Source organism: Streptomyces sp. NPDC057694 (assembly GCF_042799415.1).
Taxonomy (GTDB): domain Bacteria; phylum Actinomycetota; class Actinomycetes; order Streptomycetales; family Streptomycetaceae; genus Streptomyces.
In genome coordinates, this window is record NZ_JBHVIX010000008.1 from 81,584 (window position 1) to 95,276 (window position 13,693).

The following is a 13,693-nucleotide window of genomic DNA, read 5'->3' on the forward strand; positions in this document are numbered from 1 at the left end:
GTGGGTACTCGTCACCGCCGCCCCTGCCGTTGCCCGGGAAGATGACCTGACATCAACCCGGGCTTCGGCAGGGGTGGTTCGGGAAAGGCATCATGTGCTCGACGCACATGTCCGGAGAAGCGATGTGAGAGAGGCTCGTGAGTACCAGCGACACCGACATCCGCACCCTGTTGCTCGAGGCGCTGAGGGATCAGGAGGAACAGATCGCCGCCCGCTGGACGACGCTCCAGCTGGAACAGGCCGCACTCGGCACGGACATGACCGAGGGCGAACTGCGTGAAGAGGCCCGCACCCTCATCGACGCCCTCACCGACGCGCTGACCGGCGACACCCCGGTCGAGCGGCTGGTGACCTCGCACCATGACCTGCGTACGGCGATCACGGAGCTGTCGCTGCGCCGGGTCCGCGCGGGTGCCACCCCCACCGACACCTCGCTCGCGGTGCTCTCCCTCAAGGAGGCGCTGCTGGCGGCCGTGCAGCACACCACGCGGGACATGGGCGAGCTGTTCTCGGCGGCGATCCTGGTGAACCGGATGCTGGACGCGGCCGGTGCGATCTCCTTCGAGACCTACGTCGAGGGCCGCGAGGAGATCATCCGGCGGCAGAGCCGGCAGCTGATGGAACTGTCCACGCCGGTCGTGCGGTTGTGGAAGCACGTACTCGCGGTGCCGCTGATCGGCACGCTGGACACGGCGCGCACCCAGATCGTCATGGAGTCGCTGCTCCAGGCCATCCAGGACGACGAGGCGAAGGTCGCCATCATCGACATCACCGGGGTGCTGACCGTCGACACGGCGGTCGCCCAGCACCTCATGCAGACCGTCAACGCGGTCCGGCTGATGGGCGCGGACTGTGTCATCAGCGGTATCCGGCCGCCCATCGCCCAGACCATCGCCCAGTTGGGAATCGACCTGTCCACCATCCTGACCCGTGCCACCCTGGCCGACGCGCTGTCGGCGGCGGTCAGGCTCACGGACCAGCCCGCCGTGGGCCTGGCAGTCGCCGAATCGGCAGCCCGGTGACCACCCCGCGCCCGCAGGGCGTTCCCATTCTCCGGCTGGGCGACGTCCTGGTGACGGGTCTGCTCAACGAGCTGGACGACAAGTCCGCCGTCGTGTTCACCGACGAACTGACCGAGCGGATCGTGTCGGACCATGCCCGCGGGGTGCTCATCGACATCTCGCGGCTGGAGATCATCGACTCGTTCGTGGCCCGTACGCTCATGGAGCTGACGACGATGTCGAGGCTGCTCGGCGCCCGGGTGATCGTCGCCGGGATGCGTCCCGCCGTCGCCATCACCCTGGTCGAACTCGGTATCCGGCTGACGGGCGTGGAGACCGCGCTCAACGCGGAGCAGGGCCTGACCGCGCTCGGCTGGCAGCGGACCCTGGAGGCTCCCGGCCATGACCTTGTCGGATGAGCAGACGGCACCCGTGGCCCATCCCCCGGGCCTGCGGGTGACCGTGCAGCGCACGTACGAAGTACGGTCGGACGACGACCTGCTGACGGCGCGTCATGCCGTGCGGGCGGCGACGGTCGAGTGCGGCTTCGGCCTGGTCGACCAGACCCGGGTGGTGACCGCGGCGAGCGAACTCGCCCGCAACGCCTACGTCCACGGCAAGGGCGGCACCCTCACGGTGGAGCTGCTCGCCCGGCCCGGCGGCAGCGGCATCCGGCTGGTGATAGGGGACGAGGGACCCGGCATCGCGGACCTCGGCGCGGCGCTGCGGGACGGCTTCACCACCGGCGGCGGTCTCGGCCACGGCCTGGGCGGCGCCCGTCGGCTGATGGACGAGTTCCACGTCGACACCCGGCCCGGAGCGGGAACGACGGTGACCGCGGTGCGCTGGACGCTGCGATGACCGGAGAGGCCCACGATCCCGCGGTCACCGCGCACGTCGTCGTCGACCACGCCAGCGCCGTGCACCACGCGGCGACGCTGGCGCGGCGGGCCGCCCGCCACGGCGGCCTGGACGGCACCGCCGCCGAGCGGGCCGCGGTGCTCACCACCGAGCTCGCCGGAAACCTGCTGCTCCACGCGGTGGGCGGCGCCGTGTACGTGCAGTGCCACCCCCTGGGCGGCGGCCTCGACGTGGTCGCCGTGGACCGCGGCCCCGGCATGGCGAGCCCGGACCGGGCCATGGTCGACGGGTTCAGCACCACCGGCACGCTCGGCTCGGGCATGGGCGCGGCCCGCCGGCTCGCCGACGAGCTGACGCTGCGCACCCTGCCCGGCGTCGGCACCCTGATCTGCGCCCGCTTCCACGCGCCCGGCACCCGGCCGCCGCTGTCCGACCTCGGTCTGCTGTGCCTGCCGGTGCGCGGTGAGCGGGCCTGCGGGGACAGCGCCGCCGTGGTGGACGCGCCCGGCGGGCGCACCGCGGTCGTCGTGGACGGGCTCGGGCACGGGGCGGAGGCGGCCGAGGCGGGCGCCGCCGCCGTGACCGCGTTCCGGGCCGCGCCCGAGCGCCCGCTGCCCGAGATCCTCGCCGCGATGGACCGGGCGCTGCGCTCGGGCCGCGGCGCGGCGGTCGGCCTGATGCGGCTGCGGCCCGGCTCCGTGGAGCACTGCGGCATCGGCAACGTACGGCTGCTGCTGGTGGCCCAGGACGGCGTACGGTCCCGGGGGCTCGGCCAGCCGGGCGTGGTCGGCTGGAACATGCCGAAGCCGCTGGCCCGCACGCTGCCCATGCCCGAGGAGTGCGCCGCGGTCGTGCACAGCGACGGCATCACGGCCCGCTGGCCCGACACCGCCACCCCCTTCCTGCTGGGCATGCCGCCGCGGCTGCTCGCCGCCGCCCTGGGGCACGGCCACCGCAGCGCACGCGACGACGCGACCGCTCTGGTCTCCGGGGCGGCAAGGAGGAGTTCATGACCGACCAGGCGGCCGCGCACCTGCGTACGACGCACCGGTCGCTGCCCGAACTGCGCTCGGCGGTGCGGGCGTTGGCGGCCAGGCTGCACCTGCCTGCCGAGCTGCGCACCCGCCTCGCCCAGTCCGTGTCCCGGGTGGCCGAGACGGAACTGCGGGCGGGGCGTCCGGTCACCCTGGAGGCGGCGCCGCCGCAGGCACCGGACGACCGGGAGCTGACGCTGCGGCTGCGGGCCGCGTCCGCGTCCGCGGTGGAGAACCTGCCGCTGCCGGCGCAGCGGGAGGCGGACAGCACGGTGTGGCGCGTTCCGCTGCCCGCGCAGGTCCCGGCCGGGCAGCGGGCGCACTCCCCCGTGGAGCTGCTGGAGGAGGAGCTGCGCGTGGCGGTGCACCGGGCCGAGACCCTGGAGGCCGACCGGCGCAGCCTCACCCACGAGCTGGACGAGACGAACAGCGGTGTCCTCGCCCTGTACGTGCAGTTGGAGGAGCGCGACGAGCAACTGCGGCGCGCGCACGGCCAGATGCTGCGCGAGCTGGAGGACGCGCTGCGCCCGGCACCCATCAAGGTCGACGGCCTGGAGCTGGCCATCCACTACGCGCCGGCCGGCACCGACGCCCCGACCGGCGGCGACCTCTACGACTGGTTCGAGCTCCCCGACGGCACCGTGCACATCACGGTCGTCGACGCCCTCGGGCACGGCGTCACCAGTACCCGCAGCGCCCTGGACGTCACCCATGCCGTGCGCACCCTCACCTTGGAGGGCCACTCGCTGGAGACGATCGTGCGGCGCACCGACGAGATCCTGCTGCCCTACGACCGGGAGCTGATGGCGACGGTCCAGCTGGTCCGCATCGACCCCGGTTCCGGCCGGGTCGCCGTCGCCAACGGCAGCCATCCGCCGCCCCTGCTGGTGAGCGGCGACGGCAGCACCCGCTTCCTGGAGGTACGCGGCCGTGGCATCGGCTATCCGATGGCGGGCAGCGAGGGGCTGCGCCACGAACAGCTCGCCCCCGACGACCTCCTGGTCCTCTACACGGACGGCCTGACCGAGAGCCGTCGCGACCCCTACGAAGGGGAACGGCGGCTCGCCGCGGCCGCCGTCCGCCACCGGCACCGCCCCACCGAAGAGATCCCCGGGGCCCTCGCTCAGGAGATGCACACCGTGATCCTGCACCCGGACGACACGCTCGCCCTCACCGTACGGAGAAGCCGATGACCCACGCCGCGACCGGGGCGATACCCGGCGACCCGTCCCACGTGCTGCGGCTGGCCACCGTGCCGGGCGAGGACGGTCCGGTCGTCGCCCTCACCGGTGACCTGGACTACGAGAGCGCGCCGCGGCTGCTCGACGCCCTCACCCGGGTCGCCGTGCCGGACGGGGGCACGCTCACCCTCGACCTGTCGGACGTACGGTTCTTCGACTCGGGCGGCATCAACGCGCTGCTGCGGGCGCGTGTCGCGCTCCAGGAGCGAGGCGTAGGACTGGCGGTGCGCAGGCTGTCCCCGGTCGTCGAGCGGATCTTCCGGATCACGGGGCTCGACACGGTCCTGGTTCCCGACGGACCGGCCGGAACCGGTACCGGTACCAGCCCGTCGGCGGGGTAGCCGGTACAGATGGAGATCGTGATGGACGGTCCCCTGACGGGGACACAGGCCCGGCACACAGCTGCCCGGTTCGTCGCCGAGCACTGCCCCTGGGCCGACGCGGACGCGGTGCTCCTGGTCGTCTCGGAGCTGGTCACCAACGCGGCCCGGCACACGGGCGCACTGGCCAGGCTGCGGCTGCGCTCGGACGCGGGCGGGCTCGCGGTGGAGGTGGAGGACGCGGATCCGCGGGCTCCGGTGCCGCGGACGCCGGATCTCGGCGGCGGGGGCGGTTTCGGCTGGCACATGGTGGAACGCCTTGCCGAGCAGCTGTCGGTGCGTCCGGCGGCGGACGGCAAGTGCATCGCGGCCGCGTGGACGGCGCCGACCACGGCGTGACCCGGCCCCGCCTCTTCACACGTACGCGTGAAGAGGCGGGGCCGGGTGCACCGCGGTCCTGCTAGCTCCAGCTGGCGTGCAGCGGCTTGCCCTCGGCGTAGCCGGCGGCGGACTGGATGCCGACGGTGGCCTTCTCCTCGAACTCGGCCAGCGAGTTGGCACCGGCGTAGGTGCAGGAGGAGCGGACGCCCGCGATGATCGAGTCGATCAGGTCCTCGACGCCCGGCCGCTGCGGGTCGAGGAACATGCGGGAGGTGGAGATGCCCTCCTCGAACAGCGCCTTGCGGGCGCGGTCGTAGGAGGACTCGTCCGAGGTGCGGTTCTTGACGGCGCGGGCGGAGGCCATGCCGAAGGACTCCTTGTAGGCGCGGCCCTTGGCGTCGTGCTGGAGGTCGCCCGGGGACTCGTAGGTCCCGGCGAACCAGGAGCCGATCATCACGTTCGACGCGCCGGCCGCGAGGGCCATGGCGACGTCGCGCGGGTGGCGGACACCGCCGTCGGCCCAGACGTGCTTGCCGTACTTCTTGGCCTCGGCGGCGCACTCCAGGACGGCGGAGAACTGCGGCCGGCCGACACCGGTCATCATGCGGGTGGTGCACATGGCGCCGGGGCCGACACCGACCTTGATGATGTCCGCGCCGGCCTCGATGAGGTCCTTGACGCCCTCGGCCGCGACGATGTTGCCCGCCACGATCGGGACCTGCGGGTCGAGCGCGCGCACGGTCCTGATCGCGGAGATCATCGACTCCTGGTGCCCGTGGGCGGTGTCGATGACGAGCGTGTCGACACCGGCGTCGAGCAGCTGCTTGGCCTTGCCCGCCACGTCGCCGTTGATGCCGACGGCGGCGGCGATGCGCAGCTTGCCCTCGGCGTCGGTGGCCGGGGTGTAGAGGGTGGCGCGCAGGGCGCCGGTGCGGGTCAGGATGCCGGCGAGCTTGCCGTCCTTGCCGACGGCCGGGGCGTAGCGGCGGTTGGCGCCGTCCAGCTTGTTGAAGGCGTCGCGGGGGTCGATGTCCGCGTCGAGCAGCAGCAGGTCGCGGGACATGACCTCGGACAGCTGGGTGAAGCGGTCCACGCCGGTCAGGTCCTCGTCGGTGACGACGCCGACGGGCCGCAGCTCGTCGTCGACGACCACACCGGCGTTGTGCGCGCGCTTGGGCAGCAGGGCCAGGGCGTCGGCGACGGTCTGCGTCGGGGCCAGGACGATCGGGGTGTCGAGCACCAGGTGGCGCGTCTTGACCCAGGAGATGACGTCGGTGACGACCTCGATCGGGATGTCCTGCGGAATGACGACGATGCCGCCGCGGCGGGCGATCGTCTCGGCCATGCGGCGGCCGGCGATCGCGGTCATGTTGGCGACGACCAGCGGGATCGTGGTGCCCGTGCCGTCCGGCGACGAGAGGTCCACGGCCTGCCGGGAGCCGACGGCGCTCCGGCGCGGCACCATGAAGACGTCGTCGTACGTCAGGTCGTACGCGGGCTGGATGTCATTGAGGAAACGCACGTGCGCAGGTCCCGATCGCTAGAAGGGAGCCCCGGAAGGATGCCGCCGGAGCACAAAGCACGTACTTCATTTTCCCACGTGGGCCATGGTCACGTCTTCGGGCCGAACGTCCCAAGGCCACGAACCCGGCTTGGATGATCATCCGAGAGGGGGCCTGTCACTCCGGAAACGCGTCCAGCGCCCCCGTGAAACAGCTCAGCGGCGCATGCGTGAGCCCGGCGCCGATCTGGCCGATGCCGGGTTCGCGGTGGGCGATGCCGGTGGTGATGACGGGTTCGAGTCCGGTGTCGACGACCTTGCGTACGTCGATGCCGACGGGGCTGCCCGCGAAATCGAGCCCGGAGAGCCGGTAGTCGCGGTGCCGGCCGAGGGTGATCGTCGCCATGTCCTCGCTGATCCGGCGGGCCCGCTCGGGGGTGCCGCCGACGAAGCCGACGATCGCCGGGGCCGCCGCGAGGGCGAAGCCGCCGAGGCCGTGGGTCTCGGTGATGGCGCTGTCGCCGATGTCGGGGTTGGCGTCGTCCGGCCCGTACCCGGCGAAGTACAGCCCCTCGACGGGTGCGGCGGGCGCCGTGAACCAGGCGTCGCCGAGACCGCTGACGCGGATGCCGACGTCGACGCCGTTGCGGGCGAAGGCGGTGACGAGGGTGGAGTGCTCCACTCCGTGTCCGGCCATGAGCGCCAGTTTGCTGGCCGCCATGGAGAAGTTGAGGAACCAGTAGTTGTTGTCGCGCAGGAAGTCGAGGGCCTCGATGCCGCCGAGGTCGGCGTGGCGGGCGAGGGCGGGACCGAGTTCACGGGTGAGCAGGGCGCTGGCGGCGGTGTTGCGGCTGTGGCACTCGTCGCCCATCTGGAGCGCCTGCGCGGTGACGGTTCGGAGGTTGACCGGTTCGGGCAGGGACCGCAGGGCCGCGCGCAGGGCGGGCCCGAGCCGCTCCCCCATCCAGCGCAGCCGCCGCATGACGTCGTCGCCGAGCGCCCCGTAGCGCAGGCAGCGCCCTTGCCCCTCGTTGAGGTTGGAGTAGGCGCGCAGCCCGCTGGCCCGGTCCTCCACGACCATCAGCGGCATGGACGCGGAGACGATCCCCGCCATCGGGCCGACCGCGTCGTGGTGGTGGCAGGGCGCGAAGCGGATGCCTCCCGAGTCGGCGAGCCGCAGTGCCTCGTCCTCGGTGGCGGCCCAGCCTTCGAGGAGGGCCGCGCCGACGACGGCGGCGCGCATCGGGCCGCACATCCGCTCCCAGGCGACAGGCGGCCCGGCGTGCAGCAGCAGCCGCTCGTCGGCGAGAGCGGGGATCAGTTCGCCGGCCGGGCGGACGTCGGTCCACAGCGGCTGTACGTCCAGGACGCGCCGCAGCGCGGTCTCGTTGGCCGTCTCGATGTCGGGGCGGGCGGTGAGCCGGGCGAGTTTGGCGGCGAGGCGGGCGTCCCCGGCGGCGGGCGGCCGCCAGTCGATCTGGGTGACCGTCGCCCCGGCGGCGCGCGGCGCCGCGGCGAACTCCTCGACGCCCACGTTGACGACGTGCGGCGGGGCGGCGAGGAGCGGGCGGGCGGACGGGGTCATGCGGGGCCTCCGATCGTGGCGGGTCGTGGCGTGGGCGGCGGTGCCGACCGGTCCCCGCCCAGCAGGCGGGCGCAGGCGAGGGCCGCCTGTGTACTGCTGCCGACGACCTCGGCGCCCGCCTCCCGCAGGACGCGGCGCTGGGCGCTCGCCCCCTGCGGGTCGTCGTCGGTGCCGACGACGAAGCAGAGCACGGTGGGCCGGTCGGTTCCGGCCCCGGCGAGGGTCTCGGCGACGGCGGCGGCCGGGTCGGGGGCGGCGCCGTGGCCGATGACGAGGTCGAGGACGATCACGGCGGCGGCCGGGTCGGCGAGCGCCGCCCGCAGCCAGGCGGTGCGCACTCCGGGGTCGATCATCGGGTGCGGGCGGCCCGCGGTGTAGGCGTCGTCGCCGAGGTCGAGGACGAGGTGGCGGGGCGGCAGCGCGGGCGGCGCGCCCGGCCGGCCCGCGCTGCGGTCGAGCGGCCCGAGCGCGGGGCCGAGCAGCAGGTTCGCCTCATGGGCGAAGGTGCCGCCCGTGTACAGGGCGCGCAGCAGGCGGCGGGCGGGCGGCGGCGCGGGCAGCGACGGTACGGGTTCGGCGGGGACGGGGTGTCCCAGGGCCTGTCCGGCGGCGGCGCGCGCGGCCTCGTACAGGGTCGGGGCGAGGGTGACGCCGGGCGGCACGGGCGCCCCTGCGGGGTCCCAGCCGAGGAAGCAGACGACGGCGGGCTTGCCCAGCTCGCCGATCCGGGCGAGCAGCCGCTCGGCGACGCGGGGCGCGGGCGGTTTGGAGACGAGGACGACGGAGTCGGTGCCCGGGTCGGCGGCGAGGGCGTCGAGCGCGGCCCGGGTCGTCAGGCCGCCGACGGCCTCGCTCACGTCGCGACTGCCGGTGCCGATGAGGTGGCTGACGCCCGCGCCCATGGCGTGCAGCAGTGTCGAGACCTGTTGCAGCCCGGTGCCGGAGGCGCCGGTGAGGCCGATGCCGCCGCGTCGCACGGCGTTGGCGAAGCCCAGCGGCACGCCGCCGATGACGGCGGTGCCGCAGTCGGGTCCCATGACGAGCAGGCCGCGCTCGGCGGCCTCCTGCTTCAGCGCCACCTCGTCGTCCAGCGGCACGTGGTCGCTGAAGACGAAGGCGTGCAGGCCCCGGCGGAGCGCCTTGCGGGCTTCGGCGGCCGCGTAGGCGCCGGGTGTGGAGATCAGTGCCAGGTCGGCGTCGGCGGGCGCGGCGGCGAGGGAGCGCGGCGGCGGCGCGGCGGATCCGGGTGCGTCGTCGGGCGGGCCGCCGCTGTCGCGCAGCATGGTGACGGCCTCGGCCAGTGCGCGCTCCACGGCGTCGGGTGTCCCGCGCACGGCGACGATCAGGTCGTTGGGGGCGGCGGATCGCCCTTCCTCGCCCAACAGCTCCGCTTCGGCGAGGACTTCACGGTTGGCAGGGGTCCCCATGACGAGGCTCACGGCGTCCACGCCGGGCGATCCGGCGAGGCGCGCGGCCACTCTCATCAGGGCGACGGAGTCGGCGTACAGGTCGTTGTGCACGGCGTTTCGCAGCACCATGGGCCGACTGTAGGCAGCGGGCGCCGCCCCGGGACATGGCTCCCGTTGCCAGTGCCCGCGGGGGTTTACCGGCACCGGATGACAGTGCCCGCCTCCGGGGCGCTCAGCGGTTCTCCCGCACGGTCAGCAACCGCTGCGCGTACACGGCGAGTTCGGTCTGCAGGCGGGCCATGGCGTGCCGCTCCAGGCCGCCGGTGAGGCGTTCGATCTGGCGCAGCCGGTAGCGCAGGGTGTTGTAGTGGATGTGCAGCCGGGCCGCGGCCGCGACGCCGTTGCGGTCCTGGAGCAGGTACACGCCGAGGGTCTCGACGAGGGCGCCGTCCGTGCGCGCGTCGTGGTCGATGAGCGGGCCGAGCGCGTCGTCGACCATGCGGCGCAGTTCGGTGCTGGGCACCTGGCCGAGCAGCCGGTAGACGCCCATGTCGGCGTAGGTGCGCACGAATTCGTCGCCGTGCACCTCGCGACCAAGGCCGAGGGTCTGCACGGCCTCCTCGTAACTGCGGTGGTACGCGGCGAAGTCGGTCTGCTCGGTGCCGGCCGCGACGACCACGTTCCAGTCGGGATGGGCGCCGGTGACGGCCGTGTGCAGCGCCTGACAGCGGGCGGGGAGCGAGTCGCCGGGTTCGAGGAGTCCCGCGAGCCCCGTCTGGTTGCCCCACAGCAGGGCCTGCGGTCCGGCGGCGCCGCGCACGAGGCTCAGCAGGCGTTCCTCGAAGAGCGGTCCGGGCAGCGGCGCGGACCCGTCGGCGGCCGTCGCCTCCAGCAGGACGGCGGCGCGCGGCAGCCGCAGGTTCCAGCCGAGCGCGGCGGCCCGGCTCAGGGTGTCGGCGCGGTCGCGGGGCGCGCGGGACACCAGGTCCGTCAACAGCGTGGTCCGGTAGCGCTGTTGGCGGCTGGCCGTGGCCTGTTCCTGCGCGGCGATCATGCAGGCGACGGTGGTGGCGTGGTCGAGCGCCATCCGCTGGTGCGGGGTGAGCCGCGCGCCGTCGTCGGCCCACAGCGCGACGGCGCCGCCGCGCCGGATGCCGGTGTCCAGGGGCCGGGTGGCGGTGGCGGGCACGTCGCGCGGCGGGGCGCCGGCCGAGGCGAGGACGCCGCCCTGCCGGTCGTGGACGGCGACGGCGCAGCCGGACAGTTCCAGGAGTACGTTCATGAGTTCCTGGTAGGAGCCGCCGTCGACGGCGACCGCGGTGAGCCGTTCGTGCAGCGCGCGGGACTGCTCCAGCTCCAGGGCGTGCCGGTTGAGGACGGTGCCGAGGACCTCGGAGAGGATGTCGTTGAACATGACGTCGCCGGGCAGCGCGATCACCGGGAAGCCGAGCGTGTCGCCCAACGCCAGCATTTTCGGCGGGAGTTCGGGCAGGTACGGGCCGACCTTGACGCCGAGCGCGGCGAGCCCGCGACCGGCGAGGGTGGGCACGAGGGCGGTGAGCGCCGCCTCGTCGTCGCGCACCGCGTAGGCGGTGGTCAGCAGCAGCTCGCCGCCGCGCATCCAGCGCACGATGTCGGGCACTTCCATGATGTTGACGACGCGGATGCGGCGCGCGCCGCCGCGGGCTCCGGCGACGAGCCGGGCGCCGCCCAGGCACGGCAGGTCGAGCGCCTCGCGCACGGTGAGACCCGAGGAGAGGTCGTAGCCGCGGGCCTGGCCGGTACCGATGCCGATGTCTGTCATGTCCAGTCACTATGCGACCACCCGATGCCATCCGTAAGACACCGCGCGTTACTTCCGTGTGTCCCGGTCGGGCATGTCGGAAGCGTTGTCATCCGGTGTCAGCGAGGGGTCCGTCTTCCTGGCGTCCGCTGCCCATGACGCCCCGCCGCACCGCGCCTACCTTGACCGCATGATCTCGGGACCGCTCACCACTGGGAGGCCGCAGTGACTCTGGAATCCGGGCAGGGCCCGATCGACGGCGCACACTATCTGACGGCCGCTCCGGAGAACGTGCTGTGGGGCCGGCTCCCCTGCGCCGCCACACCCGCCGCCCTCAAGGTCTCCTCCGGCGAGACGGTCACCTTCGACACGGTGTCCCACGAGGGCATCCTGGAGGACCAGGGCAGCGACCCGGTGGAGTTCTTCGGCCGGTACGGGGTCGCCGCCGACGACGTCCTGTCCGACGCCCGCCTGCTCGCCAGGACCCCGCACCTGCGCGACGCGGACCACGACGGCCCGCACGTCGTGTCCGCGCCGGTGCACGTGCGCGGCGCCGAACCCGGCGACCTGCTGCGCGTCGACATCCTCGCGCTGCACCGCCGCGCCGACTACGGCCTGGTCTCCAGCCGCCACGGACGCGGCGCACTGCCCGAGCAATTCGCTCTGGAGGAGCCGGAGTTCACCTTCTGCGCGGTGGAGCGCGAGGCCGGGGTCATCCGCTACGGCACCGACGGTGCCGCGCGCTTCCCGCTCCACCCCTTCCTGGGCATCATGGGCGTCGCCACGGACACCGAGACGCCCGCGCACAGCGTCCCGCCGGGCCGGCACGGCGGCAACATCGACGTGAAGCACCTCGGCACCGGCGCCACCGTCTATCTGCCCGTGCAGACCGAGGGCGCGGGCTTCCACACCGGCGATCCGCACTACTCCCAGGGCAACGGCGAGGTCGCCCTCACCGCGTTCGAGGCGCCGCTGCGCGCCACGTTCCGGCTCACCGTCCTCAAGGGCGCGCGGGCCCGCGCCGCCGCGGCGACCCTCGGCGAACCGTTCGGCGAGACCGACCGCCACTGGATCCCCATCGGACTGCACGAGGACCTGAACCTGGCGATGAAGGCGGCCGTGCGCTCCGCCCTCAACTTCCTCACCGACCGCTTCGGCATGGAAACCCACGCCGCCTACGCCTACTTGAGCGCCGCCGCCGACTTCGAGGTGTCGCAGGTCGTCGACCAGGTGCAGGGCGTGCACTGCCTGATCCGCAAGGCGGACTTCGCTTCCGGGGGCGCCCGGTGAGCCGGCTGATCCTGCGCGGGGCCCGCGTCGAGAACGCCGCCGCGCCCTGCGACCTCCTCCTCGCCGACGGGCTCGTGCACACCGTGGGCACCGTCCCCGACGACGCGGCCGGCGAGACGCTCGACTGCGCGGGCCGGATCGTCCTGCCCGGCTTCGTCGAACCCCATCTGCACCTGGACAAGGCCCTGTTGGACGCCGTCCGCCCGAATCCCGACGGCACCCTGGCCGGCGCCATCGCGGTGACGGGCGAGCTGAAGCGCTCCTTCACGCATGCCGATGTCCGCGACCGGGCCCGTACGGTCCTGGAGACGGCGATCCGCAACGGCACGACCCTGATCCGCGCCCACCCCGACGTCGACCCCCTCGCGGGCCTGCTCGGCGTCGAGGTGCTGCTCGAACTCCGCGACACCTACCGGCCGTTGGTGGACCTCCAGATCGTGGCCTTCCCCCAGGAGGGCATCTTCCGCTCCCCCGGCACCGAGAAGCTCCTCATCGACGCCGTCGCGGCCGGCGCGGACGTCGTCGGCGGCTGCCCGTACAACGAGGACTCCCCCGCCGACGCCCGCCGCCATGTGGAACTCGTCCTGGATCTGGCGGTGGAGCACGGCCTGCCCGCTGACCTGCACGCGGACTTCGCGGACGACGCGAGCGATCCCCGGTACGCGCTCGCCGAGTTCATCGCGGAGCAGACCGCGCGCCGCGGCCTGTCCGGACGGGTCGCGCTGGGCCACGCCACCTCCCTCGCGGGCCGCCCGCCCGCCGACCGCGCCCGCACGCTGGCCGCGCTCGCCGCGGCGGGCGTCGCCGTGGTCCCGCTCCCGGCCACCGACCTGCATCTGGGCGGCCGCCACGACGCCTCGGCGGTCCGCCGCGGCATCGCGCCGGTCCGCGAGATGTGGGACGCGGGCGTCCTCACGGCCTGCTCCTCGAACAACATCCGCAACGCCTTCACCCCGTACGGCAGCGCCGACGCCCTGGACACGGCGCTCCTCCTCGCCCAGACCGGGCATCTGTCGGGCCCCGCCGACCTGGCCCGCGTCCTGCGCATGGTCACGTACGACGCGGCCCGGGTGACCGGCACCGCCGACACCTACGGCGTCCGCCCGGGCGCCCGCGCCGATCTGGTGGTCCTGGACTCGACCGCGTACGACGACATCGTCCTCGACCGCCCCGACCGCGCCTACGTGATCAAGGCGGGCCGGATCGTGGCCCGCACCACCCGCACGTCCGAACTACTCGCCCCCTGAGGCGAGTCGCCCCACCCGCACGGCACCCGCGCACGCATCC

General features: G+C 73.8%; 13 protein-coding genes. 9 read left to right on the top strand and 4 right to left on the bottom strand.

Features of this window, described 5'->3' with window-relative positions; genetic code table 11:
* Nucleotides 1–137 precede the first annotated feature (137 nt).
* From ACFVDP_RS19670 to ACFVDP_RS19700, 7 genes are read left to right on the top strand one after another with little or no spacing between them, the layout of a single operon-like run.
* Nucleotides 138–1,022, top strand: coding sequence for an STAS domain-containing protein (locus tag ACFVDP_RS19670; RefSeq protein WP_383491087.1), 885 nt, complete (start codon nt 138–140; stop codon nt 1,020–1,022).
* Nucleotides 1,019–1,420, top strand: coding sequence for an STAS domain-containing protein (locus tag ACFVDP_RS19675; protein WP_383491089.1), 402 nt, complete (start codon nt 1,019–1,021; stop codon nt 1,418–1,420). The genes ACFVDP_RS19670 and ACFVDP_RS19675 overlap by 4 nt, the downstream gene beginning before the upstream one ends.
* Nucleotides 1,404–1,862: an ATP-binding protein gene (locus tag ACFVDP_RS19680; RefSeq protein WP_383491092.1), complete on the top strand. Its 459-nt coding sequence runs from the start codon at nt 1,404–1,406 to the stop codon at nt 1,860–1,862. The genes ACFVDP_RS19675 and ACFVDP_RS19680 overlap by 17 nt, the downstream gene beginning before the upstream one ends.
* Nucleotides 1,859–2,875 carry a SpoIIE family protein phosphatase gene (locus ACFVDP_RS19685; RefSeq protein WP_383491094.1) on the top strand — a complete coding sequence of 339 codons (1,017 nt, stop codon included), beginning with the start codon at nt 1,859–1,861 and terminating at the stop codon, nt 2,873–2,875. The genes ACFVDP_RS19680 and ACFVDP_RS19685 overlap by 4 nt, the downstream gene beginning before the upstream one ends.
* Entirely contained in the window at nt 2,872–4,089 is a 1,218-nt protein-coding gene (locus ACFVDP_RS19690) for a PP2C family protein-serine/threonine phosphatase (RefSeq protein WP_383491095.1), read from the top strand. The genes ACFVDP_RS19685 and ACFVDP_RS19690 overlap by 4 nt, the downstream gene beginning before the upstream one ends.
* Nucleotides 4,086–4,478, top strand: a complete 393-nt coding sequence (locus ACFVDP_RS19695; RefSeq protein WP_383491097.1) for an STAS domain-containing protein — start codon at nt 4,086–4,088, stop codon at nt 4,476–4,478. The genes ACFVDP_RS19690 and ACFVDP_RS19695 overlap by 4 nt, the downstream gene beginning before the upstream one ends.
* A gap of 21 nt (nt 4,479–4,499) precedes the next feature.
* The gene (locus tag ACFVDP_RS19700) at nt 4,500–4,856 is read left to right on the top strand and encodes an ATP-binding protein (protein WP_383491099.1); all 357 of its coding nucleotides are present in this window, start codon (nt 4,500–4,502) and stop codon (nt 4,854–4,856) included.
* 61 nt (nt 4,857–4,917) lie between these two features.
* On the opposite strand, the gene ACFVDP_RS19705 is transcribed toward ACFVDP_RS19700, so the two are convergent.
* The 4 genes from ACFVDP_RS19705 to ACFVDP_RS19720 all read right to left on the bottom strand — a co-directional run bounded on the left by ACFVDP_RS19705 (nt 4,918) and on the right by ACFVDP_RS19720 (nt 11,137).
* Entirely contained in the window at nt 4,918–6,360 is a 1,443-nt protein-coding gene (locus ACFVDP_RS19705; RefSeq protein WP_383491101.1) for a GuaB1 family IMP dehydrogenase-related protein, read from the bottom strand.
* 157 nt (nt 6,361–6,517) lie between these two features.
* Nucleotides 6,518–7,924: a DUF1116 domain-containing protein gene (locus ACFVDP_RS19710; protein ID WP_383491103.1), complete on the bottom strand. Its 1,407-nt coding sequence runs from the start codon at nt 7,922–7,924 to the stop codon at nt 6,518–6,520.
* Nucleotides 7,921–9,462, bottom strand: coding sequence for an acyl-CoA synthetase FdrA (gene fdrA / locus ACFVDP_RS19715; RefSeq protein WP_383491105.1), 1,542 nt, complete (start codon nt 9,460–9,462; stop codon nt 7,921–7,923). The genes ACFVDP_RS19710 and fdrA overlap by 4 nt, the downstream gene beginning before the upstream one ends.
* 103 nt (nt 9,463–9,565) lie before the next feature.
* On the bottom strand, nt 9,566–11,137 hold the full coding sequence (locus ACFVDP_RS19720; RefSeq protein ID WP_383491107.1) for a PucR family transcriptional regulator: 1,572 nt from the start codon (nt 11,135–11,137) through the stop codon (nt 9,566–9,568).
* Nucleotides 11,138–11,341: 204 nt separating this feature from the next.
* Here ACFVDP_RS19720 and ACFVDP_RS19725 point away from each other — a divergent pair, with 204 nt between their 5' ends.
* Both ACFVDP_RS19725 and ACFVDP_RS19730 read left to right on the top strand, forming a co-directional pair.
* Nucleotides 11,342–12,406, top strand: coding sequence for an acetamidase/formamidase family protein (locus ACFVDP_RS19725; RefSeq protein WP_383491109.1), 1,065 nt, complete (start codon nt 11,342–11,344; stop codon nt 12,404–12,406).
* Nucleotides 12,403–13,653 (top strand): amidohydrolase family protein, encoded by a 1,251-nt coding sequence (locus ACFVDP_RS19730; RefSeq protein ID WP_383491111.1) that lies wholly within the window; start codon nt 12,403–12,405, stop codon nt 13,651–13,653. Before ACFVDP_RS19725 ends, ACFVDP_RS19730 begins: the two co-directional genes overlap by 4 nt.
* Nucleotides 13,654–13,693 lie beyond the last annotated feature (40 nt).